Annotated in this window: 21 protein-coding genes; 9 read left to right on the top strand and 12 right to left on the bottom strand. The window is 40.3% G+C overall.

Annotation, left to right across the window (positions count from 1 at the left end; genetic code table 11):
• Positions 1 to 19 precede the first annotated feature (19 nt).
• On the bottom strand, positions 20 to 2191 hold the full coding sequence (locus tag CW745_RS13220) for an alpha/beta fold hydrolase (RefSeq protein ID WP_101109167.1): 2172 nt from the start codon (positions 2189 to 2191) through the stop codon (positions 20 to 22).
• A gap of 177 nt (positions 2192 to 2368) precedes the next feature.
• On the opposite strand from CW745_RS13220, the gene CW745_RS13215 reads away from it, so the two are divergent.
• Complete coding sequence (locus CW745_RS13215) at positions 2369 to 3553, top strand: SAM-dependent methyltransferase (protein WP_101109166.1); 1185 nt, start codon at positions 2369 to 2371, stop codon at positions 3551 to 3553.
• Between the two features lie 258 nt (positions 3554 to 3811).
• On the opposite strand, the gene traF is transcribed toward CW745_RS13215, so the two are convergent.
• Together traF and CW745_RS13205 are read right to left on the bottom strand one after the other, a co-directional pair.
• Positions 3812 to 5311: a conjugal transfer protein TraF gene (gene traF / locus CW745_RS13210; protein ID WP_101109165.1), complete on the bottom strand. Its 1500-nt coding sequence runs from the start codon at positions 5309 to 5311 to the stop codon at positions 3812 to 3814.
• A 157-nt stretch (positions 5312 to 5468) separates the two neighbouring features.
• Positions 5469 to 6083 carry a flavin reductase family protein gene (locus CW745_RS13205; RefSeq protein ID WP_101109164.1) on the bottom strand — a complete coding sequence of 205 codons (615 nt, stop codon included), beginning with the start codon at positions 6081 to 6083 and terminating at the stop codon, positions 5469 to 5471.
• Positions 6084 to 6252: 169 nt separating this feature from the next.
• On the opposite strand from CW745_RS13205, the gene CW745_RS13200 reads away from it, so the two are divergent.
• Both CW745_RS13200 and CW745_RS13195 read left to right on the top strand, forming a co-directional pair.
• Complete coding sequence (locus CW745_RS13200) at positions 6253 to 6537, top strand: Fis family transcriptional regulator (RefSeq protein ID WP_101109163.1); 285 nt, start codon at positions 6253 to 6255, stop codon at positions 6535 to 6537.
• Positions 6538 to 6623: 86 nt separating this feature from the next.
• Positions 6624 to 7997 (top strand): MATE family efflux transporter, encoded by a 1374-nt coding sequence (locus CW745_RS13195; RefSeq protein ID WP_101109162.1) that lies wholly within the window; start codon positions 6624 to 6626, stop codon positions 7995 to 7997.
• Positions 7998 to 8034: 37 nt separating this feature from the next.
• Here CW745_RS13195 and CW745_RS13190 read toward each other — a convergent pair whose 3' ends face one another.
• Both CW745_RS13190 and fdhD read right to left on the bottom strand, forming a co-directional pair.
• Complete coding sequence (locus CW745_RS13190; RefSeq protein ID WP_101109161.1) at positions 8035 to 10350, bottom strand: FdhF/YdeP family oxidoreductase; 2316 nt, start codon at positions 10348 to 10350, stop codon at positions 8035 to 8037.
• A gap of 2 nt (positions 10351 to 10352) precedes the next feature.
• Positions 10353 to 11303: a formate dehydrogenase accessory sulfurtransferase FdhD gene (gene fdhD / locus CW745_RS13185; RefSeq protein ID WP_101109160.1), complete on the bottom strand. Its 951-nt coding sequence runs from the start codon at positions 11301 to 11303 to the stop codon at positions 10353 to 10355.
• Positions 11304 to 11832: 529 nt separating this feature from the next.
• On the opposite strand from fdhD, the gene CW745_RS13180 reads away from it, so the two are divergent.
• Entirely contained in the window at positions 11833 to 12537 is a 705-nt protein-coding gene (locus CW745_RS13180; RefSeq protein WP_101109159.1) for a metal-dependent hydrolase, read from the top strand.
• A 58-nt stretch (positions 12538 to 12595) separates the two neighbouring features.
• On the opposite strand, the gene CW745_RS13175 is transcribed toward CW745_RS13180, so the two are convergent.
• Complete coding sequence (locus CW745_RS13175; protein WP_101109158.1) at positions 12596 to 13099, bottom strand: outer membrane beta-barrel protein; 504 nt, start codon at positions 13097 to 13099, stop codon at positions 12596 to 12598.
• An 81-nt stretch (positions 13100 to 13180) separates the two neighbouring features.
• Positions 13181 to 14281, bottom strand: a complete 1101-nt coding sequence (locus CW745_RS13170; protein WP_101109157.1) for an alkene reductase — start codon at positions 14279 to 14281, stop codon at positions 13181 to 13183.
• 112 nt (positions 14282 to 14393) lie between these two features.
• On the opposite strand from CW745_RS13170, the gene CW745_RS13165 reads away from it, so the two are divergent.
• Together CW745_RS13165 and CW745_RS13155 are read left to right on the top strand one after the other, a co-directional pair.
• Complete coding sequence (locus CW745_RS13165) at positions 14394 to 15314, top strand: LysR family transcriptional regulator (protein WP_101109156.1); 921 nt, start codon at positions 14394 to 14396, stop codon at positions 15312 to 15314.
• A 599-nt stretch (positions 15315 to 15913) separates the two neighbouring features.
• On the top strand, positions 15914 to 17296 hold the full coding sequence (locus tag CW745_RS13155; protein ID WP_101109154.1) for an SPFH domain-containing protein: 1383 nt from the start codon (positions 15914 to 15916) through the stop codon (positions 17294 to 17296).
• A 93-nt stretch (positions 17297 to 17389) separates the two neighbouring features.
• Here CW745_RS13155 and CW745_RS13150 read toward each other — a convergent pair whose 3' ends face one another.
• From CW745_RS13150 to CW745_RS13140, 3 genes are all read right to left on the bottom strand, one after another.
• Positions 17390 to 18253 (bottom strand): YicC/YloC family endoribonuclease, encoded by an 864-nt coding sequence (locus tag CW745_RS13150; protein ID WP_101109153.1) that lies wholly within the window; start codon positions 18251 to 18253, stop codon positions 17390 to 17392.
• A 297-nt stretch (positions 18254 to 18550) separates the two neighbouring features.
• Entirely contained in the window at positions 18551 to 19381 is an 831-nt protein-coding gene (locus CW745_RS13145) for an HDOD domain-containing protein (RefSeq protein ID WP_101109152.1), read from the bottom strand.
• A gap of 256 nt (positions 19382 to 19637) precedes the next feature.
• Positions 19638 to 21980, bottom strand: coding sequence for a fatty acid cis/trans isomerase (locus CW745_RS13140; protein WP_101109151.1), 2343 nt, complete (start codon positions 21978 to 21980; stop codon positions 19638 to 19640).
• 63 nt (positions 21981 to 22043) lie between these two features.
• Between CW745_RS13140 and CW745_RS13135 the strand changes: the two genes are divergently transcribed.
• The 3 genes from CW745_RS13135 to dapB are packed head-to-tail and all read left to right on the top strand — an operon-like array spanning position 22044 to position 23342.
• On the top strand, positions 22044 to 22259 hold the full coding sequence (locus CW745_RS13135) for a DUF1289 domain-containing protein (protein ID WP_101109150.1): 216 nt from the start codon (positions 22044 to 22046) through the stop codon (positions 22257 to 22259).
• Between the two features lies 1 nt (position 22260).
• Positions 22261 to 22599 carry a DUF2956 domain-containing protein gene (locus CW745_RS13130; protein WP_101109149.1) on the top strand — a complete coding sequence of 113 codons (339 nt, stop codon included), beginning with the start codon at positions 22261 to 22263 and terminating at the stop codon, positions 22597 to 22599.
• A gap of 11 nt (positions 22600 to 22610) precedes the next feature.
• Positions 22611 to 23342: a 4-hydroxy-tetrahydrodipicolinate reductase gene (gene dapB, locus CW745_RS13125; RefSeq protein ID WP_101109148.1), complete on the top strand. Its 732-nt coding sequence runs from the start codon at positions 22611 to 22613 to the stop codon at positions 23340 to 23342.
• Between the two features lie 47 nt (positions 23343 to 23389).
• Here dapB and CW745_RS13120 read toward each other — a convergent pair whose 3' ends face one another.
• Together CW745_RS13120 and CW745_RS13115 are read right to left on the bottom strand one after the other, a co-directional pair.
• A complete protein-coding gene (locus CW745_RS13120) occupies positions 23390 to 25009 on the bottom strand; it encodes a methyl-accepting chemotaxis protein (protein ID WP_101109147.1) in 1620 nt (539 codons plus the stop codon).
• 97 nt (positions 25010 to 25106) lie between these two features.
• Positions 25107 to 26303 carry a hypothetical protein gene (locus CW745_RS13115; protein WP_101109146.1) on the bottom strand — a complete coding sequence of 399 codons (1197 nt, stop codon included), beginning with the start codon at positions 26301 to 26303 and terminating at the stop codon, positions 25107 to 25109.
• Between the last annotated feature and the right edge of the window lie 10 nt (positions 26304 to 26313).

Below are 26313 nucleotides of genomic sequence, written 5' to 3'. Positions count from 1 at the left end.
CAGCATGATCATCGCAGCATTAAAGCGATGCCACAAATTGATCGATTAATTGGAACGTTTCCTTACTCCCTTCATCCCTGACAATAACATGGTGCTGAAAGGGTAATAATTCAAGTGATTTATAAATTGAAGCCACGTTGGTAAAGATATCATTTGCCGATGAGCGCTCCACAACCGGATCTTGTTCAGACTGAATAATGAGTAAAGGGATATTAACCTGCGCTAGCCTTTCACGACACTGCCCCTGTAGAGCTAATAATTGCGAGAGTCCCGCGACATAAATTTTGTCATAGTTTGTTTCTGGGTATTGAGGCTGATTTTCAACATAGGGTAATTTACCCGCTTCTAACGACACCCCTTCTAGCAACCGATTCCACCTTTCTAACATCGGCGATAATTTTGACGTTTTCTGGCAAAGGCGTAATGCAGGATTAATCGCAATAACACCTATCAGTTTTGGCAAATCTAACGAAGCCTCCATTAATGCAAGTAACGCGCCGGCAGAAAATCCGGCTAGAATAACTTTATCATGGTAGTGGGAAAGTACAGCATAACCGCGTTTTACAGACTCTAACCAACATTGTAGTTTAACAGTTTGTAACTCAGAAGCATGAGTACCGTGACCTGCTAAGCGAACGATATAAACACCATAGCCCTGCTGATGAAGATGGTTAGCTAATTGCATTAACTCTCCCGGAGAAGCAAGAAAGCCATGCACTAACACAATGCCTTTTTTGCCGTTTTTACCCGCGAAGTGCTGAGGCTTGCCAACCTCGCGACTTTTAGTTTCACCTTCGATATAAGAACGCATTCTCTCCTGCTCAAAAATAGAGATATCACGTTCAATCACCGCACTCGCAACTTTAGATACTAATCTTTTAGGTGGCACCTTTACTAAGGTTTTGATGATTTTAACCCCCTGTTTCATGACCTCAAACTCATTAGCTAATACACTCGTTGTGTTATCAAGACGCATTCGATGGAAGGGGGATGGTGTTTGTATTCTTTCATGATTAACCAGCAACATGCCATCTTGTCGAAGTAAAATAGACTCGTCGCTAGCAAGCTTCATAATACTTTCATAGGGCGCATAATCAGCATCGGATACCATATTAATAATGCTATCTCGAATACTCCAATGCACATGGCGATGATTTTGTTTCTTAATACTTAAACAAGCGAGATAAACGATCTCTTTAAAGTTTTTTTCTGCAATACCCGGCATTGGTATATAACGTAGCGCAGTCGCCACAATATGGTCCATGTTAATCGATAATCGAGTGTAAACCCGTTGCATAAATTTTGAGGTAAGACGATGGCGCATCAGCTTCATCATCCAATCCATTTTTCGAGAAGCGGATAAAAAAGGTAACACGACAGAAAAAAAGCGACGATAAGGTTTAGTAAAACTACGTACATCAATGGGATTACCAAAGGAGATAGAGATATCACTCTCCTGCAACAGCAACTTACCCTCAACTAATAACTCCTCTTCTAACTTAGGTTCAAGGTCTTTCACTAATAATTGCACACCCGTTGAGAGTAAGTTTTTGCCGGGACGTAATGGGTAATAAGTGATATTAACTGGCACAATACACAGGTCTAATGTTGCTAGATCTGCGGGTCCATGTAATGAATAGGTTTCATGAAACTGATTAATCTGTTGAACATTATTACTCGCTATCGCACGTCGATATTGCTCTTTTAAAAAATAGGATTTTAGTGCCAGTATCGATGCACCGGTATGAGGAGCACTAATGCGATTTTCAAGTTGCAACTGCAGACGGCCATCATGCATCACTTTTTTATTTTTAATCATTGAGCCTTCCGGAAAGATCACCCAATTATGAGAACCCTTCATAAGCTCAGAGATTATCTTCGCATCACGGCCAGGCAGATCAACAGGATGCGCTCCCACCGATTCGAGATAACGCCCTAATTTTCCCTTGAATAAATTACTGTCTGCTAAGGAATGCGCCATTTGGCCATTATGTTTATAAAGAATATGTAACAGAAGACCCGTTTCAAAACGGGTAAAGTGGTTCACCACAAATAACGTCGGATTGGCACGCAACTTTTCTGTACCTTCAACGGAAACTGCAGAGCGACTAAGCTTTTTAATCGCACTTACAATAAGCCCTGCAAAACGAAAAGATCGATTAGCCTTTGCTAGTGTTTCCTCTTCTGGCATATCTATCCCCTCTTTTTTGTTTAAGTATAGGGGCGATTTGATAGAGTTGCTTATTTATCAACCTCTATTCAGTTACCTACGTAGCATTTTTATTAATCATAGATGAATAAGGATCTGCAAAACATTTGTCTGTAGAATAGTGGCTAACCTGCGCTTAAAATACCAAAAGAGACTGTTATGCCAATCATCAATACCGCTGAATTTGACCTGTTTTTGCAAACCTGCAATAACGCTTTTAGTCATCAACAACTTCACCGTATCGTACTATCAAAATACAAAGGTGATGAAATTGAGCTAAAACGTATTACAATTCGCCCAGTGGTGTTAAAAGAGCAACAACTTCTGTCCTTCTTATATGAGTATAAAACCAACCACGTCACTAAAAATTTAACGCTTAGTGAAGCAACAGATTTTTTTAGCACAGAATTAGGTACGCACTTTTTCAACGCACACTTATTATCAAATGAGTGGGAGATGCAATTGAGTGTTAGTAAAAAGGGTAAAGTGTTGGCTAAAAAATATGCCAATAAAAATAAAACCAGTCAGGAAAGTAATCACCACGATCGCAACAAAAATCGTTTTGTCGAACAAGACCGCCCCTATCTAAAAGAGCTCGGTGTGACGGATAACCGTGGCAACATCATTCCCGCTATGTCTCGTAAGTGGAAACAAATTAATAAATTTATTGAGGTATTATCACGTGCGATCGATAACACCGGCCTTGCTAATAACAATAAAGTACACATTGCTGATTTTGGTTCAGGTAAAGCTTATTTAACCTTTGCAGTACACGATTACTTTGTTGATAAACTGAATGTTGAAACAGCAGTAACTGGTGTCGAGTTACGTCAAAATTTGGTCGACTTATGCAATAACACAGCACAGAAACTAGCTTTGCAAGGCATTAAGTTTGAACAGGGGGATGTGCAACATTTCAAGGCACAAGGTATTAATATCATGATTGCCTTACATGCTTGTGATATCGCGACCGATTATGCCCTACACATGGGAATACGTACTGGTGCAGAAATTATTATGTGTTCACCTTGTTGCCATAAACAAATTCGCCCACAGATGAAAAGCCCAGAAATGCTTGCACCTTTATTACAACATGGTATTCATATGGGACAAGAAGCTGAAATGGTTACCGATGGATTACGCGCTCTATTACTTGAAGCTAATGGCTACGATACACAGGTATTTGAATTTATCTCTTTAGAGCACACCAGTAAGAATAAAATGATTTTAGCGCAAAAACGTAAACAGCCTCGTGATAACAGTGCGATCCTTGCACAAATTGCATCGATAAAAGCATTTTACGGTATTAAAGAGCAATGTTTAGAAACGTTATTAAAAAATTAATTTCGCTGGCTAATAACTCACTTAATGCCTACTTATAAGTTTAAACCGATTGCGCACCAGACGATAAACTGGTGCGATTAAAAACAGTAGCAGAAATAGCAGAAAGACCTAAACGTTACCAATACTCTCTATTGGGGGCTGTTTGGCGAAGCTAAATAGAGCAAAGGTAAAGTGGGTTATGCTGACCCCACAAGAGAGCATTTTATACAAAAAGAAACTCGACAGTACAATAGTCCTTAAGCGAAGCTATCAGTATTATTAAAAAGCGAAGTTCAATCCTAAATCCGCTCTCACTCCTCGTGGCAAATCAATATCATTAATGCTGGTTACCAATAAAGTCGAGGAGATATCTAAATTAATGAACTTTAAGAAAGTTGCTCCCAAATTTAAATAAGTTAACTCAGAGCCCGCAAGGTTATGCTTCGCCCCAGTACGCACATTTGAAAACCACCATAACGGCGGTTGATAGCCAGCACTCCATGCAAGCCACTGAAAACGTTGATGCAAAGGGTCTTGTGTTTCATTAATATCAGCGGATAAACCAGTAAACCAACGATAATCATGCGTAAAAAGCGACGCTTCAACTTTCAACTGACGATCTAACTTATAATGACTTTCCTGTTGTATTTGGCGCGCAATAGCACTATTTTGGTAACGGCTAGTATTGAGCTCAGGATAATCGAAAGTCGGCTCTGTGGTATTTACCAAGGTGCTACCAAGCGCATAATTATCAGCGTTCCAATACACACCAAGATCCAGCCCGAACTTACTGTCGTAATTAAATGCTAAATCATCGACATCTTGAAATAACGCTTTTGAATCCGTTAAGTCGCCCATTCGAACCGCAACCTGTGTTAAACCAATCCAGTTCATTTTAGGCTTAACACCCAAAAACAGCTCTCCAGAATCATTTTTTTCAATTGAACGACTATAAGTCATGCCAAATTCAACTATTTTGGCGGCTTTACTGATTAAGACACTGTCATTTTGAAAATTGGCTCGCACCTTACCAGTATTCGGATCAACGGTTAATGATAAGCCACCTGATAAATCATATTCAGCAATTTGATCGCCAGGCTGCAGATCCGACTCGTACAATGCTTTTAACTCTGCCAGCGCCTGTTGCTCATCAAAGTCAATATTGTCGGCAATCCCTACAAAACCAGTAGAGAGGGAGCTCTGTAAATTAAAAGCTAACGTGCCCCCAGCAATCTCTTTATTGATTAAAAAATTAATATTAGAATCAACATAGGTTTGTGCATAGCCTTCTGTTGTCACAAACACTAAAGCCCCGCCGACCACAGCAGCTTTTTTCTTCGCTTTTTTTATCAAAGCTTGTAGCTCAGGGTTTTCTAGGTCAATAATATCACCAAGTTCAAAACCAGGCTCACTTTCAGCACCCGCATCTCCCCCTCCATCGTTACTATCATCTGAAGGTTTGAAGTTTTCACTCAATTCATCGATGCGTTTAAAGAGATCATCAACACCACCATATTCAAGTCCAGCCCCTAAAGAAGCACTGCCAATAATGAGATCATCTGGGTCCATATGCTGACGATGAAAAGCGGCTGAAGCAGGGTTAATGACATTGATATAGTTGCCTTGATTATAAGTCACTGATCCATAGGTAGACTGCGGTCCAGTGGTATAATACTCACCGCCAGCCATTACTAGCGATGAGAACATTACTGCGCTTGAAAATAGAGTAGTAGATAGCAACTTTTTTGGTGCTAGTTTGTTAATCGTTAATATGTCCATATATTTTCCAACTAATTGATATTCGATACGTATATGTATCTTTTAATAAGAGATAAGTTATTTTCATCCGTAAAATAGGTCCGCTATTTACTGCGTTTGGTATAACTACGACTGCCTTGTTTTATTGTTATAAGCCATCAATTATCATTATGTGTTTTTAATCCGGTCGCTGTAATGAAAAAGGTTCGGCAATCGCAGCGTATTCACCACCGCCAAGTCTAGCCAACGGCGCAATTTTAGTTGCATCTATGGTTAAACGATCCTTCGCTGTTTTACTAACAATATGATCACTCATATATAAGTGCTTCACTTCGACAAAAATAAGCGTCTGCTGTGCATCTCCCAACTGCTTAGTTTCATACAATTCACAGGCAAAGGCGATATCACAATCGGTGAGTCGCGGTAGAGGGAAGTTTTCAAAGGGCGTTGTTGTTAAACCCGCATCCTGTAACTCTGAATCACCATGGTCTAGTGTTTTCGCTGTTTGCGTGACTAACTCAGCTTGCTCTGTGGAAGCGATATGGATAACCATCTGTTTAGTGTTCAAAATGTTGGTCAAGGTATCTTTATTGCCACCATTCGCCTTTTTACCAACCGATAACATCAATAGCGCAGGTTTACTGGAAACGGCGGTAAAGTAAGAAAATGGTGCAAGGTTATAACTACCATTAGATGAATCGGTCAGTGCCCACGCTATCGGTCTTGGAATAATTGTTTGCGTCATCAAATGATAACGTTGGTTTTCGGTATAGTCAGAAAAGTCTAGCTGCATCGGTTGCATCCTTAGCATTTATGTATTGAATGTTTGTTATAACAAAATTTATATTACAGAACAGATTTATTATTGCTAACTTGATGTTACTTGCACTTTTAATAATTCTGTATATATCACTTTATCCATGTAAAATCATAATCTTACTTATTAAAAGGCTGATATTAAGATGCGTAAAAACGATAAAAAATTAGACAACGCACTGCGTCAAACATTAACTGAAGTGTGTGAGTTTGCACTTGATCATTGCGAGGGTTATCAATGGATTAGTCATACAGTTAACTATAATAATTTCCCTCAATCTTTACGTATAACCTGCATGTTTAAAGACCAACAAAGTGCAGACAATGAAGCGCAACAGGGACAACTTTTGCAAATGATTGTTAACCGGCTCAATTCGCTGTCCATCCAATTAAAAAAACCGAAACAGCAAATTTGTTTTGAATCAGAGTAAAACGACTAAATCTTGATAATTAACAACCTTAACCATATAAAACATATTATAATACTTTTGTGTTTTATCCTGCTTAAGGTTTTCTGGTGTCTACTCAATCCTACGTAAAAAAGAATTTCTCACTGGCATGGCCATTGGCATTAAATGGCCTGTTAATGCAATCGATGTTGATGATCGATACCTTCGTTGTTTCGCCGTTAGGAGAAATACCTTTAGCGTCCATGGGTATCGCAACCACTATTATCGCGGCTATTCTCGGTATTCAAATGGCGCTCGCCAATGGAACACAACTGGTATTAAGTCGTGCGGTAGGCGCGGGAAATAACCTCTCATTAACCAAAGCATTTTGGTCTGGTTTACTGATTAACTGCTCAGCAGCACTGCTGTTCTGGGTTTTGTTAACACTTTTTGATCGCCCCCTTATTAATGCACTCACCGATAACGTTTTACTACATCAAGAGGTCAAAGATTACCTCGGAATTTGTAAATATATCGTGCTTTACACGGCGCTCACACAGGTGATGATTGCACTGTTTAATAGCTTAGGTAAAACTCAAATTCCCTTTAAAGGTTACCTAATAGAACTGCCTATTAATGCTGTAGTCTCTTATCTACTGATTCATGGTGTTGAATTTAGCGCGTCTCTTTCTTATGCTGGGATGGGCGTGCAAGGTGCAGCAGTGGGCAGTATTATCGCCATCATTCTACGCCTCTGCTACCTCGCATTGATCATGAAACTAAACCGTGAAATACAGCTACCCAAGCCCAAGTTTGATGGCATGATGTTACGTAATATTCAGCAACATTTTATTGAAATATTTCCAGTGGCCGCCAACGTTACCATCTTGCTCATTGGGGCAACTATCTATCAACTGCTGTACGCACAACTAGCACTACACGCCTATGTAGCGATTACATTAATGATGCCTTGGATACGTGCTGGCACGCAATTCATCGCAGCTTGGTCTCACTCTTCTGCAATCACGATAAGCCAAGCGATCGGCTCTCGCAAAATAGATGACCTGAGCAAAAACGTCGATACCAGTATTGATATTGCGGTCGGCATCTCTCTAATTGTCGCTGTGATATTTGCCGGCATCAGCGTAGTGATTGCTGATATTTATCCGGAGCTAGATGAGCAAACCTACCAAGCATTAGCCATCATTGCGCCTTTGTATATCTTTTTACCACTAGTGCGAGGTTACAATACCGTACACGGCAATATATTACGGGCATTGGGTAAGACCACCGCCGTGTTTAAAATAAATTTCACTGGGCAATGGCTCATCTCCATTCCTTTATGCGCTCTGATTATTATAGGTTTAGACGGTTCGGTGTTCTGGGCATTTGCAATACAGCCCTTTGAGGAGATTGTAAAAGCGTTACCCTTTAGGCAGCTTGCAAGAAAGTCATTGAAAGAGTTTGATCAGGAAAAAGCTCAGAAGCTGATGTACGATTAAATTAATCGCCCCACTATTGAGTGGGGCGATTGCGAACTCAAGTATGTTTGATATCCAAGGCATTTGTCTTTGGCGCTGCCACTGAGAGTATCACCGGAATCGCCTTCGAGATTGGGGTATCACTTAAATCCCCTTTTCCATCGATCGAGACCAAGGGATTCGTTTCAGGGAAATAAGCACCAATATTACCCTCAGGGATCTCATATTCCACCAGCTTAAAAGCAAATACTTTACGTTTGATACCATCTGGCCACAGCGCTTCAATATCCACTAACTGATTGGCTTGCATACCTAATGCTTCAATATCATTTTTATTAATAAACAAAACCTTACGCTCACCAAAAACACCTCGGTAACGATCATCAAAGCCATACACAGTGGTATTGTATTGATCATGCGAACGCATCGTTTGCAATACAAAAACGGGATCTTTGCTCAAGGCGCGTAAATTAGCAGGCAATAAATGCGTCGGTAATGGATAAGTGACAAACTGTGCTTTCTTCGAGGTTGTTTGCCATTGATATTGAGCAGCGCTATTGCCTAAATAAAAGCCCCCCGGTTGCTTTATCTTTTCATTCATATCGCTAAAGCCAGGAATCGTTTTTGCAATTAACTCCCTGATCCGATCGTAATCTTCAACGACCCAATGCCAATCAATCGGTTGTTTACCCAAAGTCGCCTGTGCGATACCTGCAATAATAGCCGGCTCTGAACGCATCTCAGCGGTATCACTTTCAACCACACCAGAGGAAGCATGCACCATGCTAAATGAGTCTTCCACGGTGATCGATTGCGGGCCATTAGCTTGAATATCAACATCAGTACGTCCCAAACAGGGCAATATCAATGCGTTTTTACCGGTGATCAAATGACTACGATTAAGCTTAGTGGCGATATTGACCGTTAAATCACAACTCGCTAATGCTTGCTCTGTTAATGCACTATCGGGGGTTGCTGCTGCAAAATTTCCACCTAACCCGATAAATACCTTACTGTCACCCGCCAACATCGCTTTAATCGCCTCTACGGTATTATGACCATGTGCGGTAGGGGCTTCAAAATCAAAGACCTGTGTTATTTTTTCAATTAAGTTAGCATGAGGCTTTTCATCAATTCCCATGGTGCGATCGCCCTGCACATTACTATGACCTCGCACGGGGCATAAACCCGCTCCTTTTTTACCTAGCTGACCAAACAGTAACTGTAGATTGGTGATCTCTTGAATCGTATCGACTGAGTGTTTATGTTGCGTGATCCCCATTGCCCAAGTAACAATGACGCGCTTCGATTGACGATAAATGCTTGCAGCCTGTTCTATTTCAGCCTGTGATAACCCCGACTGTTCAAATATTTCAGCCCATGGTGTCGCTTCAACGGCAGCTAAGTATTCCTGTAATCCTTGGGTATGTTGCTCAATAAAATCATGGTCAAAGATAGAAGCACGGCCAGCGCTAACCTCTTCCTGATCAAAAACAGAGAGTGTTTTCACGATGCCACGTACCGCAGCCATGTCGCCACCTAGTTTAGGCGTGAAATAACATTGGCTTATTTGTGTTGCACCATCGGTCAACATCTCTTTAGGAGATTGCGGGTTGGTAAAACGCTCCAGTCCACGCTCCTTTAAATTATTAAAGCTGACAATCGCAGCGCCACGCCGAGAAGCTTCACGCAATGTATCTAACATGCGCGGATGATTAGTCCCGGGGTTTTGTCCAAACAGGAAAATTGCATCGGCATGTTCAAAATCCGACATTTTTACCGTACCTTTACCCACACCAATCGCTTGCTTTAAAGCGATGCCACTTGCTTCATGGCACATGTTAGAGCAATCGGGAAAGTTATTACTACCAAACTTACGCACAAACAGCTGGTAGAGAAAGGCTGCTTCATTACTGGCACGCCCAGAGGTATAAAACTCCGCTTGATTCGGGTTATCAAGGGCATTTAAATGCTCTGCAATCAGATCAAAGGCTTGCTCCCAAGTTACCGCTTGATAACAATCTGTTTCAGGATCATATTGCATCGGATGGCTAAGTCGCCCCTGGTATTCGAGATAATAATCACTTTGCTCTTTTAACCAACTCACAGGATGTTGTTGAAAAAACTCAGGTGTGACACGTCGACTAGTTGCTTCCCAGTTCACCGCTTTAGCCCCATTTTCACAAAAGCGAAAACGACTCTTCTCTTCCGTCTCTCCCCATGCACATCCGGGGCAATCAAAACCTTTATCTTGATTCGTTTTTAATAGGTTACGAATATTACGTGTGACATTTTCACTTTTCACCAAATGTTTAGTCGTACTGAGCAGTGCGCCCCAGCCACCGGCTGATCCATCATATTTTTTGATTGTCATATCTACTCTCTATTATCTAATGCAGTGAGGTTTAAACGAAAAGCGCCATGGTAAATATTAAAACGACCATCACGACTAAAACCGATCAGTGTTAAGTTAAAACGTTTAGCCATATTAATGGCAAGATTCGAAGGAGCTCCAACGGCGGCTAATACCGTAATACCGGCAACCAATATTTTTTGTACTAACTCGAAACTAATGCGCCCACTTAGAAATACAATTTTCTGCTGCGCCACCATTGTTGAGTCACAGGCTAATTTTCCCAGTAGCTTATCAAGGGCATTATGGCGCCCAACATCTTCCGCACTAAGTAATAGCTTGCCTTGATTATCAAATAAAGCACAACCATGCACGCCTCCCGTTTGATGAAAGAGGTTTTGCGATTGATACAGCCGCTCACTCAAAGTATCAATAATAGGCATGGCTAACCAATGTGGCTGAGTATCGAGCTCGGCAATATTGCGCAGTTCTAAAGACTGCATTGAAGATTTACCACACACGCCACAACTTGAAAAAGAGGTCGTGTCACGCTTGATGCGATCCCAATCCAGATGCAAATCAGAGGAGAGGCTGACATGAATCTCATTAGTATTAATTTCAATATCCTCTATGTGCTCATTGATAGCGACAATCTGTTGCGCATGCTCAATGACCCCCTCCGCCAATAACAACCCTGTCACTAAACTCACATCTTCTCCGGGTGTACGCATGGTAACGAGAAAAATACGATCCTGCTCTTGCCCATGAATATCAGTATAAAGTAAGCGAATCTGTAGTGGCTCTTCAACAATCACCGAATCGATGCTCAGTGAAACTTTGTTATTTTGTACCTGCTGACGACTGCAACTCACCACCCCAACGCTATCGGAAGTGGGTGATATGGTAGCTAGGCGCTTTTCATCAGAGGCAAGGTTAATAATGGAACTAGCCCTCTCTACTGTCTGCATGCTCATCGGCGAATTCCATTTAATGTATTGGTGGATTGTTGTTGCAAAACGATAAGAAGCGTTACGGCAAACCAAATAGATAGCTGATCTATTTTACTGCTTAAAGTAACTTATCTCTTCGTTGAAAGTTTCGTTAACGGAACAACCATTAAAGCACGTTAATGTTCGGTAGAAGATTAACGAAGTTAGTCTCTCGATAGTGACATCAAATTTCGACTTAACTAAGCAACCATTATCGCTATTTAGCGCAACAAAAATGCTATATTCAGCACAAAAGCTATAAAAGACTCTCTTAGATATCTCACTTAAGTCAGTACGTTTATGGTTAAATAATGCGGTACCTCAATATATGATTGCAGGATTAACTCGTACAGCGTGTCTGTGAACATTTTTTAATTTTCCTTGATACTCGTGACTATTGCCAAGGTAACGTGCTCCCCCTCCTTTTAGAAAACACAGTGCGCTCAATCTGGATATTTAACCTATTTGCTATAATTGTTAGAATGCTTTCTCCAAACCTAAGACAAGAGAGCACATGGCAAACTTTAATACTCACCTTAATGTAGCCACAATTACCACCGGGTTAAGCGCTGCGACTTTATTATCCGCGCAACAGATAGACCTAAATACCGCTCTTTGGTTATGGTTTTTAGGCACTATAGGTGGACTATTACCCGACATTGATTCAGACAACTCGACATCGCTTGACACTATTTTCAATCTGTTTGCGTTCAGCGCGGTGCTCATCGTTATTCGTTATATGAGCTCCGAAGTCTCGCAAAATACGAGCTTAATGGAATTAATTATGATTCCATTGCTGGTGTATGGGGCAATGAGGTACTTGGTAAGGCCAATCTTCGAAAAAATTACCGTGCATCGTGGAAGCTGTCATTCATTAATATTTTTATTGCTGATGGCGTTACTAATCACACAACTAATTTGGCGAGTAGCCCCGTCTATATCAGTACAAGTATCGATAATCGCGTGGCTTTCTGGTGGTTTTGTTTTACTGGGAGGTATAATTCATCTTTTATTAGATGAATTATACAGTGTAGATTTAAGTAATATCAGCATCAAACGCTCTTTTGGTAGCGCGCTAAAAATAGCTGATTTTAATAATAAAACAATAACCTTTTTCAGTATTATCGCCATTGTTGCTTTGGTTTATTATGCGCCACCAAGTCAGCATGTGATTAATAAATTAAGTGACTGGTCACAACTCACTTTAATGCCATCATAGCCTATCTAATACAGCACTACCTAACGATGTAGAATCAAGTAGTGCTGTTCATTCAACATTAATTAAAGCGGTAATTAACACCAAGACTAACGCTGTTCTCATTAATGCGACGTTCGCCTCCTTTGAATCCCATCGCGTAGTTATAGTGTGTAACCACTTGGAAGTTTTTATTAATGTTATACCCTAAAGTCGCTCCTGCCATGGGTCCAAAACCCGACTCTTTTATTTTCCCATCGTCATATTTCATGTATTTAACTCCAATATCTGGTGTAATAAAGAAGTCTGATTGCATGATCGGAAAGTTTTTTCCATAAGCCAAACTATAGTTATCATAATCAGCACCCTCTCCAGTTAATGTAGAAGCCGTACTAACAATTGATCCCCATTTGTAGTGACCAGCACCTTGAAATTCAAGACCATCAACGTTCACATGGTGCCCGCCAACCTTGACATTTGCAAACTGATAGGATGCACCTAAAGCGGCATTAGAGTCGTCAGCAAATACAGGTGCCGCTAAAAAAATTGCGATTACTGGAAGTAAAATTTTGATTTTATGATTCATGTTCTTTCTCCAAAATTATTTAATATTTACACAATTAACAATCTAGGAATCCGTTCTTTCTTTCATCCGATAAGTGGCTATCTAAGCCACTGAAGTTATTGCAGGGTAATCAATATATCCTTTCTCGTGACCACCAAATAAAGTAGCCCCATCTAGGTCGGCAAGCACATTTTGATTCGCCAACCTAGACACCAAATCAGGATTAGCAATAAATGGTCGCCCAAAGGCGATTAAGTCGGCATAACCTTTACTTAACATCGCCTGTGCGCGTTCTTGTGTATAACTGCCAGCCACAATGATGGTATTACTAAACAGATCTCGTAGTTGAATGCGAAAACTCTCAGGAATAATAGGCGCATCTTCCCAATCAGCTTCTGATAAATGTAGGTAAGCGATATCACGTACCTGTAATTCCTGTGCAGCTTCAAGAATAGTAGGCACAATATCGGGGCAATCCATATCCTTAAACGTAATGAAAGGCGCGAGGCGTACACCAACTTTATCTGCACCTATCGCCTCAATAACCGCATCGACGACCTGCAGTAAAAAACGAATACGATTGGTGCGAGAGCCACCGTAATTATCCATACGCTGATTAGCATTAGTGCGCAAAAATTGATCGATTAAATAACCGTTACCACCATGTATTTCTACACCATTAAAGCCCGATTCGACTGCACGCTTCGCGGCATTCGCAAAATCTGCCACTACACGGTCAATATCTTGTTGTGTCATCGCACGTGGCTGAACACACTCAACCATATTGCCATGACCTTGTGCATCAGCAATCCATACCTTCGTCTCAACTGGAGCTAAAGCAGAAGGCGCAATTGGCAGTTCACCTTTCTGGAAAATAGGATGAGATACTCTTCCCACATGCCAGAGCTGGCAAAACATAATTGAGCCTTGCTCTTGTACTGCGCTGGTTACCTGTTTCCAACCAGCTACCTGTTCATCGGTATACACACCAGGAGTGAAAGAATAGCCTTGTGAATCATCTGAGATTTGTGTTGCTTCTGAGATAATCAACCCCGCTGTTGCACGTTGCTTATAATAGGTTGCCATCATTTTATTGGGAATATTTCCCGGTTGGCTTGACCGCGCTCGAGTCATTGGCGCCATCACAATGCGATTTTGCAAGGACATCTCTTTTAATGTACTTGGTTCAAATAATCTACTCATCTTTTTTACCTCCCCACCTTTATGATGGAGATAATTATATGCATTCGATTTACTTTTGATAATTGACTAAAATATAAAATCATTATTTGGCTGAGCTGAACAATAGGTGTGTATGGATAAATTTTCAGATATGGCGATGTTTATCGCTATTGTAAAATATCGGGGGCTAGCGATTGCTGGCCGTGAACTTGGACTATCACCTGCTACGGTTACCGCAAGGCTTCAGTCGCTAGAAGCGAGGTATGGTGTAAAATTACTTAATCGGAGTACAAGACATGTCTCTTTAACCGATGCAGGCGAGCTTTATCACAAAGCTTGCTTAGAAATTTTAGATAATGTTAATGAAACCGAAAACCTACTTCGTAGTGGCATTAAAGAGGTCAAAGGATCACTCAAAATTTCTGCCCCTAATGATATCGGCAAACAATATATTCTTCCTATTTTATCGGATTTCTGCAAAGACTATCCCAATGTTGTTCCCTACTTATACTTAAATGACCGCACTAGCAACATTGCCGAATCAGGCATGGATATAGTCATTCGATATGGGGAACTAACTGATAGTAGTTTGATTTCACGTCGCTTATCCCATAGCCAACGAGTTTTATGCGCTTCTCCTGCTTATCTAGTTGAAAATGGTACACCATTAACGCCAGAAGATTTAATGCATCATAATTGTTTAGCAATGCTACGCCACCATGAAGAGTTGAAAACTTGGTATTTTCAAGGAAAAGATAAAAAGGCCACAATATCAATCACTCCAAAACGTTTTTCTGATGATGGTGAAGTTATTAGACACTGGGCATTGGAAGGAGCTGGAATTGCATTAAAATCGATATTAGATGTGCAAGCAGATATCAATAACAACCGTTTAGTCACCCTCCTCGATGATTACATGAAAAATTTTAATGCCTCAACATCGAGCACTAATTTAAATGTCGTATATATCAGTAAGAAATATCAACCTAAACGAATTCGACTCTTTTTAGACTTTTTACATGAGCAATTTCCCCAAAGGGTAGCGTCGCATTGACCTATCTGAGAGTAAACAATACCGCATAATATTGATTATCAAGGCTTGTTGAAGAAAATGATAGTTAATCAACAAGATCGAGCAGATGCTTATGCGGATTGTAAAATTACCCTAGGGTCTGTTGATCTTTGCCGTTTAAATTTTGTTCAACACAACGCGTTTTGAGCAAGGCAGACGGGATGTGGCTTAGTCATTCTAAGCGAATTTCGTCTAACACAGGGCAAAGCGTGTTGTGTTGAACCCGAAGGGCAACATTTGTTGACCATTTTTACTGCGTTTTCGCCTATTGATGTGGAATAACCACACGGCATAGGCTCAGCCTTGTATAAATAGCCAACAAATTGTTGCAAAAATAAACTTGAAAGATCAACAGACCCTAGGCCATACCTGCAATATGAGTGAGAAAATTCCCCTCCAACAAAACCGATGGCACGCAAATATCATTGTTTAATAAAACCAATGTCATTATACTTATCCGTAATGTCAAAGGATCTGATATAGCGCATTACCTAAGTGTCGGAGACTTGTCACTCACACCATAACGCCACATTTCCTTTGTTAATTATTTATCATATTTTTTACAACAATGGAAAACGACAATGACCACTCCTTCAACAGAAATCCGCAGTGCTATTACTAGCGACAACTCAAAACGAATTGCAATAAAATCAGCGATTATTGCCATTCCCCTTCTTATATTAGGGTTTGTCTTATCTAAATCATTTTTCTATGCTGAACCCGGTTATATTTACCATGTTCGTACCGTCACAGGTAGCGAAGAAGTAGTCTCAGAAGTCGGCTACAAGTTTTATCCATTTGGGCGCTACAATGCTTGGAAGCGAGCAATGACAGTTCAGTCTATCAATGGCGCAACAGTCAATAGCATTAATGCAGAAAAAGATGCCAACGAAGCGGCCGCAACCTTACCTCCTATGAGCATTATGTTTCTGGATCAAGTTGATGCACATGCGGAAGCTACCGTGCGCTTTTCTATTCCAACAGACAAAGAATCATTTTTAAAGTTAGCGCATGAATATCGTTCCCCGGAAAACCTGTTACGAACCGCTTTAATGCCTTCATTTAAAGAAACTTTACAAGCTAATGCATCATTAATGAGCGCAGAAGAGTACTACGCTGGAGGACGTACAGAGTTCAACTCTGAATTTGAGAAACAAATGAACCAGGGTATTTTTTTAGTAAAACGTGAAGAAATAAGTGTTAAATCGAATAAAAGATCAAAAGCTTCTGCAAATGCTTCTTTAGGCCAAGAACAAGAAGAATATGGCGAAAATGAAAAAACAATTTTTGTTGTACGAAAAGTATTAGATAAAGATGGGCTACCAAGAATCAAAAACCAACGGTTCTTAGAATTTGGTATCACGGTGGTATCGGCCTTAATTACCGATATGAAGCCTAATACAAAGTTTATTAAACGTATGCAACTCAAACAACAAGCTTCTGCAGATCGCGCTATTGCTCGAGAGCAGCGCGTCCAAGAGGAAGAACAACGTTTATTAGCAATCGCACGTGGTGAGCGAGAAGTTGCACAGCGTCAAGCTAAAGCAAAAGTTGACCAAATCCAGAAAACAACTGAAGCAGAAACGGATAAACAACTTGCGATTACTAAAGCTGAAAAGTTGAAAGCAGAAGCTGCTATTTCTAAAGATACAGCGGCGATTAACTTAGAAAAAGCAAAAATTGAATCAGAAACGATTCGTACTTTATCGGATGCTGAAGCCTACAAGAAAAAAGTTATTTTACAGGCGGATAATGCCCTAGCGCAAAAACTAGACGCTGAAATCCAAATTCAGAAAATATGGGCAGAAGCCTTTGCTGTTCGTAAAGTGCCAACCACAGTATTTGGTGGCGGTGGTAGCTCATCCACTCCAGTGGGCAGTGACGCAGAGGTCAAAGCCTTTATGCAGATGCTAACGCTAGATGCAGCTAAACGCTTAAATTACAACCGTGAAATGAGCAAGTAATAGTTACCTAGTAACACGCTAAAGCTATTTAGCAGAAACTAAAAGGCCCGATTAAATTTAATCGGGCCTTTTAGTAGAAACACATTAATGGCGCTACTCTATATTCTGCACCTGCTCACGCATCTGTTCGATTAATACTTTACATTCCACAGCTACTGCAGTGATATCAGTGTTAATCACTTTGGAACCTAACGTATTAGCTTCACGGTTAAACTCTTGCATCATAAAATCTAAACGGCGACCTACAGCACCACCTTTTTTCAAGACATTTTGTGCTTCACCAACGTGTGATTCCAAACGATCTAACTCTTCAGCGACGTCGGATTTTTGTGCGAGTAGCACTAACTCTTGCTCAACGCGTGTGCTGTCTAAATCGACTTTTGCGTCTTCAAATTTCTTTAAAATACGTGCTTTTTGCCATGCTTGAACCTCGGGCATAAATCCACGTACTAAATTTACTTGATGGCTAATCGCGGTTAAACGTTGCTCTATCAAAGCTGAAAGATTCGCACCTTCTGCACTACGCACTTCAATAAATTCGGTTAAGGTTTCTTCAAACCCTGCTAATAATTCAATCGTAATCGCATCAACGTCTTGCTCTGGTGCTTGCATCACGCCAGGCCATTTCAGAATATCAACAGGGTTGATCGAGGCGTTACCCGCTTGTTCTGCAACCCACTGTGCATTTTTAATGAGCTGACTAGCCAGTACTTGGTTCATCTCTAAACCTTCTTTACTACTGTCTGCTCCTTCAAAACGAAGTCCACATTCAATTTTCCCGCGTTGTAGACGCTTTTTAAAGGAGTCTTTAAGTTTTACTTCTAAGCCACGAAATTGTTCAGGTAAACGGAAATAGGTCTCTAAATAACGCTGATTAACGGAGCGAATCTCCCAAACAGCGGTACCCCAATCGCCTTTTATCTGCTTACGTGCAAATGCAGTCATACTGTAAATCATAACATCTCCTCAATTTTTATTATTTACGCGCAGAGTATATCATTGAACGCATTGATAGAGTGGAATGATAGAAAAAAATAGCGACATCTATTTATTAGGTGCTTAGTCAGCGAAAGAAAAACTTTCCTTATTAACCAATTGGTTATAAATGTGTGCGAGAAGAGGAATTGGTAATAATGGCGATAAATGATTGGCATTCTATTTATGCACAAGTGCACTTTGCCTTTAAAAGCAAGAAGCGAAAAATGACGATTTAAAAGTGAATCGCCATTTTATTAATTTCGATTAAAGATAAATTTAAGCAGACATCAATTTGCCTAACTCTTTACCAGCTTCTATCATGCCTTCAAATTCTTCAACAAGCCCCTCTTTATGCAAATTCACATGTTCAATAAGGGCAGCAGGAAAACGATTGACGATCATTTCTGGTGGAAGGTTTGCATTCCATGCAAAACTAGCAAAAACAGATAAGCGAATTAAAACAGCCGCTTGCGATGGATTTTCGTAGGAAAGAGGATCTAACTGTTGTTCAATCGCATCACAGAAAATAGTAGAGAAGTCCCAATGTTTAGCGAGTTCAGCGCCTACTTGGCTATAGTCAAATCCGAACACTTCACGTTGTGCTGATAACCGAGGCTCTCCGGTCTCTATCGCCATCGCCACTAATGAGCATTCATCGGGTTTTAATATCTGCAATAGTAACTCACCAATATTATGCATCATCGCACAGGTAAAGGCGGTTTCTTCATTAACATTGGTGTGTTTCGCTAATGCTTTGGCGATACTGGCGGTGGCAAAGGTATCTTGCCAGAATTTATCCTTATCAAAACTTGGGGTATCTGGAAACACATTAGATAAGGTAGCAGCAACTACAATACTACGCACTTGATTGAAACCAAGGCGAATAACTGCTTGTGAGATAGACTCTACTTCTTTACCACGTCGGTAAGCAACTGAGTTTGCCATGCGGATCACTTTGGCGCTAATCGACTGATCCATACCAATTTTTTTAGCGATATCTTCAACACGAGCATCCTCATCACCAAAACTTTCCATCAGCTCTAGTAATAGAATAGGTAATACGGGCAGTTGTTTTACATCTTTAAACAGCTGTGAAAGTTCAAGCATTCACATTCCTTTTTTATTCTTTAATTAACCTTCATTAAATTAAGCCTGATTGGGCATAAAATCAATGCTTGCAGGGTGCTTTATTGAAGTAACGCAAATTCAACACTATTAATGCTTTTTTCCTGACAAAATTGTTTTAGTTTTGCTTAAATTTTCCACATCATGTTGATATGAAAAATAATGTCCCTCCACAATATTCGCGTTTCTTTTAAACACAATCAGTAGGCGACACGATGAAAAAAAGTCAAACGATGAATTACCTGTTTTGTAAACGGTTATAATCCAATAAACCGTAATCAACACCGGTATTTTGACGGTGTATTTGATGTAATTTATCACTCACAAACCAAAACTGAGGGTTACTTCTACGAACCACATAACGCGCAATCAATTGATCGAATTTATCACTATTCGTCGCACGTAAAAAGCGATTGATAAAATCGCGCTTATCCCTTTCTGCAACTCTAAAAATCAAGCTAGGATAGCTACCAATAATGCCAGGGTAAATTTCGGCCGTATCAAGGTGAGGGAGGCGTTGCTCTCCTTCGTTTAGTAGGCTAGCGATATTTTTATGGGCATTATTACGTAACAGACTATATACCCGATCGCCCTGTTTTTCTGATTCTATGAGTAGATAACTGATCTCCGGCAACTGTTGTACGATACTATTTTCCAATGAGTTTAAGCGCTTTAGAGGCAAGTCTTTCGGTGGAATGTTATATCTTAACGTACTACGATTTTGTTGCTCAGACGAGTAAGCATGTCGTTTTAAAATAGACATCAATTCCGTTTTTGCAAACGCTGTTTGATACTTAATACCGGTCGGCCGTGCATATAACAAGCTATGGTCGTTTAAGTAGCTACTAAGCTCTTGGGTTGAGTCTAAGTACCAACTTGCCATCACTGGTTTACGATCTTCATTCGGTAATAGCGAGACAAAATTCATCTCACTTTCAATACGCAAAAAGTCCATATATAGGCGTGTGGTCACTTGATGGCCAATATTACCAAACACATCAAACCCTGCCACTAGCAAATAATGGATACGTTCTAATACGGGATAATCAATAATCCATGCTGTTTTAGGTTGCTTACCTAACGATCCCTTTAAGACCGTTGCACTATCGAAATGACGAAAGACGGTAAGTGCAGCATTTTCATTACCAGACCATACTTCATCAAGATTAAGACCTTTTTGATAATCCATATAGCGGTCCACAAGCTGACTTTTAGCTTGTACATACTTTGTGTTTCGTTTTGCATAACCTAACCAATCCGTGACTGAAAAGCTTTGGCTAGATGCTTCAGAGGGCAGGCTTAAGTTAAGTGCCTGCCGGCGTAAGAACTGCTCTGCGACGGCTGAGTTGGTAAACCCAGGTTTGGCAAAAAACACCCAAAACTTATCATTAATTACATTTAATGCGATGCTACCACGACATACTGGACCTTTAATAAAACCGCTAATAGTGAAAAATGCTTCATCTAATAGAAATTGGTAACGCAGGTGAGAAGGGATAGCTTCATAAACAATAAATGGATTTGAACTGCTGTAATCAGGCAACGTATCAACATTGAAATACTGTTCAAAAAATAACGCATTCCAGCGTTTCTCTCTTTTTTCATTGAGCGCATAAGGCATGTGTGTTTTTTCTAGGATAGTACTACTCACTAGCCTTAAGCGATAAAAGAAAGGACCTTTGGGATCTTCATAGGGACGACGAGTTGCAATTTCATCGATAGGTTGTCCTGGTGGCGTGGTGGAGCGCACAAGTCTAAAAAAACGTGTTGGCTGTGATGCAGGAGTGGTAACGTCAGAAAAGTACAAATGAGCTAAAAAAAGATGCTCGTATAAATAACGATTTATTAATTGCGCTTTGACCGATGTCTGATTAAATTTTGTTTCCCAATGTATCAATAAATCTGCAAGTGTTGTAGATAATGGCTCGGGTTTTGACATTGGTGCACCTTGAGCAACCCAATTCTTAATACTAATAAACTCATCGGCAGTTAATGGTGGCAACCCATAGGGCATACCAAATAGAGGATACTCCTGTTGATAATCTGCGAGCGTATTTTCATTTACACATTGTGTTTCTCGATTGAGTTTAAAGTCAAACTGTTCAGGTAAGCGCCCTGCTTGAGGCAATGGATTATTCTGTTTTTGCTCAAGAAGCTGATACAAAAGGCTACCATCTAGATTTGCATCTGCCGTTTGATCACGTTCATTTAATACCGCCGAGAAGCCTTTTTTACGCCACTCTTCAGTGGTTTTAGCATCCAAAAATAAACGCGTGGGATCAGCCGCTAAAATACGCGTACCATGATAAACCTTGGCGGGTGATGCACCTCGGTCAATCCCTTCGGGAGAAGAGAGTTTTAATTGGCACGGCGCATCATAACAACCATGGCAAACCACACAGCGTTGCTCAATAATTGGAAAGACTTCATCACGGAACGTCGTTGCTAAGGGATGCTCTGCAGGTAACAGACGATCACGCGATTGTGCTGAACCGTAATCTGCATTAAGTTGTTCGGAAGCGTCAGAGCAAGCAAATAATAGGGTGCTAAAAATAGCGCATAAAAGAATTTTAAAATTCATGAATCCCTTCTCTAAAATTGTTAAACTACTGCAAAATTATAACGTCAATGTAAGGATTCAACCATGAAATTTAGCCCGTGTACAAGTCAATGTACAAGTGACGGCACTTTCTGCCAAGGATGTGGACGTACTCATATTGAAATTAAAGAGACACAAGCATTGGTCGCAAAATTGGTTGGCCACCTTGTAGATCACAATTACGATGATCCTGAGCGCTTTTTAAGCTTAATAAGTGAAAAAGCACTCAAACGTGCCAACATCATTTTACAAGATAAATAAGATGGCAAAACATAACGCGACTAATATCTCTAATGAAACCGTTGAAGAAGCGTTAGCTATTGCTAAAAAGACTCAAAAATCGGGTCAAAGCAAAGAGCAAACACGCTTAATCGCGCAAGGGATACAAAAAGGCATTGCTGAGTATAAAAAATCAGTAAAAGCCAAGCAACGCCAAGCTGATAAAGCTCAAAAGAAACTGCAAAAACAAAAACAGACAGCAGACACGTCACAACCCACAACGATTAATGTATCGCAAGAAGCGAAGCCAGCCAAACTCCCGTGGGTTTTATTGGTAGCAAGCTGGGGTATTTTTGCACTCTATTTTTTCTTCACTAGATAACAGGAATTAACATGGTTAAGGTAATTGTAAATGGCGCTAAAGGGCGTATGGGTAGCGAAGCAGTTAACGCAATTAATAATGATAGCGCACTAGAGTTAGTGGCAGAGTGTGATTTTGGTGATGACTTAAGCGCTTTAATTAAAAGCACTGGCGCGCAAGTGGTTGTTGATTTAACAGCCGCTTCTGCGGGCTTTTCAAACACACAACTTATCTTAAATGCAGGTGCTTGTCCGGTGATTGGCACAAGTGGCTTTCAAGTTGAACAAGTAAAAGAGTTACAAGCACTCGCAAGCGAGAAGCAGTTAGGTGGACTGATTGCGCCTAACTTTTCTATCGGTGCGGTATTGATGATGAAATTCTCTGCAGAAGCAGCGAAATACCTGCCAGATGCAGAGGTCATTGAAGCACATAGCCCACAAAAAGAGGAAAGCCCTTCTGGTACAGGTATCCGTACTGCAGAGCTTATCTCTGCAGCACGTACTAAAACGCCAGTTGAATGTAGCGATAAAGAGTTAATTGAAGGCGCACGTGGCGCTGAACTTAATGGTGTTAAATTACACTCAATTCGTTTACCGGGTGTTGTTGCACAGCAAACCGTGTTCTTTGGTGGATTAAGTGAAACGCTTAAAATTGAGCATAACTCTCAGCATCGTGAATCATTCATGCCAGGTATCTGTCTTGCCTGTAAAGAGGTCGTTAAGCGTAACGAGTTAGTTTACGGTTTAGAGTACTTGATGGATTAAATATCTAACCACTGGCACTAAGCCTAATTAGTACCAGTGGTAACACATTATTTCGCCTCAAGCTGAAATATAGCCAAAGCATCGTCAACCCGTTGCGCAGTTACGAGTAACTCATCACTCTTTATTTTTAAACTGTCACTAGCACGTTGATTCACTTCGGCAATGCCCATTATTTCAGTTGCATTATTTGCCACCATATCACTTTCTTGAGCTTGTTGAATCGTCAGTGTTGCTAACGACTGCAAACTCTGTCGTGATTCCATCGCCTCCTGTTGCATGCTTTGTAATGGTGCAATAAGTTCTTCAATTAATAAAACCCCTCGCTCTATACTTTTTTCACTTTCACTAATTTCTACTTCAACTTGATTGGTTTGCTTTTTCATTGTGCCGATCACTTCATCGATATTCATGGTCACTTCCGCTGTACGGCCAGCTAGCGTTCTAACTTCATCAGCGACGACAGCAAACCCTCTACCACTTTCACCCGCACGCGCGGCTTCTATTGAAGCGTTTAACGCCAATAAATTAGTTTGATCTGCAATTTCTCGAATATGGTTGATGGCAGCGGTCACTTGCACTGAGCTTTCACTTAAACGAGCAACCGAAGTCGCTGAGTCGTTCACAGATACAGCAATCTCTTTGATTGATTGCGTCGCCTGTGTAATTGCCTCAACTCCCTGCTCAGATAAAGACTGTGTTTTTACCGCTTGTGATTCAATCTGTTTTACATCTTCCGAGGTTTGACGAATTCCCTGAGATAAAGAAGCTATGCTGCTATTGATAGCATCAGACTTATTTAACTGCTCTGCCAAGTTAAGCTTCATCTCATCGGCTTGAGCAAGAATACCTGTTGCGCCACTGTGTACTGATTTAGCATCATCATCAATTTCACTGATCATCGCTTTTAATTGGTCGCGCATATGCAACATACCGGATAATAAACGGCCTAGTTCATTATTACTTCCCTTGGGGATATCTAATGAAAGATCGCCATTAGCAATGGCATTAACAGTGCTAACAGATTGATTCAGTGGCAGTGTAATACTACTAATAATTTTATAGGTCATTATCAAACCAATAAGTAACGCAAGCCCGCCCAATATCAACATAATGAACAAAGCGCTTTCAGTCATAGCTAATATTTCTGCTTGGCGATCGCGCATCGATTGTTGCTGACGTTGTTTAAAAATAGCCACCTCAGCAAGTAACGCATCTAAGGCATCGCGTGTTTTGCCAGCCATTAACTGTCGAGCCTGCTCTGGATCGCCAAACTCTATTTCATCAACAGTAGCAAAAAATTGATCATGGTAAGCTTTTCTATGCATTATTAATGTTTGTAGCGACGCTTTATCCTGCGAAGATATTAACAACCTATCTATATTTTCTAAGGCATCATCGATCTGTTTATTTTTTGCATCTATCTCTTTATAAATCGCAGTACGCTGTTGCTGATCTTGTAGTATAAAGAGTAATAACAGACGACCAGCAACACTCTCAGCTTGAATATTAATTTCTCCCGCTAATTCGGCGCGTAATACATCCCCTTCTACAATATGGCGCACTTGTGTCGCCATGCTGTTAAAACGTAGCCCGGTTAATAACAGTATGATTAACATAAAGACGAGGATAGTTGAGTGACTTAATATCAGTCGATATTTGATGGGCATAGCTATTCCTTATAAATATAACAATGACTTGCTTATACAGAATAGGACAGTTACTCAGAATAGGGACTGATTTTCATTAATGCACAATGATCTAACGTTAAGATGATTTCGAGCGTCTACTCTTGCCATACAACAAATAGGTAAGCACCAAGGGGATAACACAATAATAAACAGACTGAAGCTGTTCTAAAGGCGCATCACTTGAAAAGCCCCACAAACCAATCATGCCAAAAAATACAGCGATTATCGCTTGTGAATAATAACTTTTACATAAGATGTAGTAGATAGGTTGATCAGCACTAGCGATATCATAAAAGCGTTTGTTAAAAGCAAGGCGGAAAAAACTACTTAAAAAAGCGATCAGTAACATGCTGCTGTAAAGCATGATCGCTTCACTTTGTAAGTCTAGTTGAGCGCGCAACCACCAAGACAAGGCATAGCCAAAAATTGAAATAATGAAAATACGCTGGGCATTGATACTGTCTATAGTCTTCTTAAGTGCAAAAAAGATAATTGCCAGCATAATACTTAACAGCACAATTAATAAGCCTAAAGTAGTTAAGCTCTGCTGCGTCAACATATATAGCGTTAACACCCAAAAATAACTTTCAATAAACAAAAATAAACCATCTACGACAAAAATGCTTTTTGAATGGTGTGTGTCTTTAAAGGTCACTATTTGTGCAAAAGAAAATGCTCGAGGTTGAACAATAGAGCCTAGATTATCAACTTGATTTAGAAGCTTCTGCAGTAGATAAAAGCCAAATATAGAGCCACTAAATGAGAGGAGAATTAAGCCACTAATATAATCACTATCTAATAAGAAGCTACCAATTAAGATACCTAACTTAAGCGATATAACGACCAATATTTGAAAGTTACCAAACGTGTTACCGCTATTTTTACTTGTCGTGATCGCTTGAAAAAAAAGTCGCTGTGTTGACCAATAAAAGCATCCCGCAGCCCCATTAATTAAAGCGCCAAACGAAAGAATTAACCATTGTGTATCCCAAATGAGCAAGCCCACCAACATCATTTGTAATAAGAATGACAGTCCGATAATGGCTGACCAAGCCCGTCGTGCACGCAGTCGGTCCCAAATAGTGAGTGCGATTAGAAATCCCACAGCACTTAATGCAACAAACCAGGCAATGTCATTAATATTAAGCCCTTTATCCCATAAAATAACTGGAATAAAAATCGGCAAAAGGCCAAGTAAAAACGAATGAATAGCAGAGAAAAAGTAAAATGTTTTGTTAATAACAGGCATTTTTACAGGCATTAATAGCGACATAGTATAAATG

It is taken from the genome of Psychromonas sp. psych-6C06, assembly GCF_002835465.1.
GTDB lineage: Bacteria > Pseudomonadota > Gammaproteobacteria > Enterobacterales > Psychromonadaceae > Psychromonas.
This window is presented reverse-complemented; position numbering and strand designations above follow the sequence as displayed.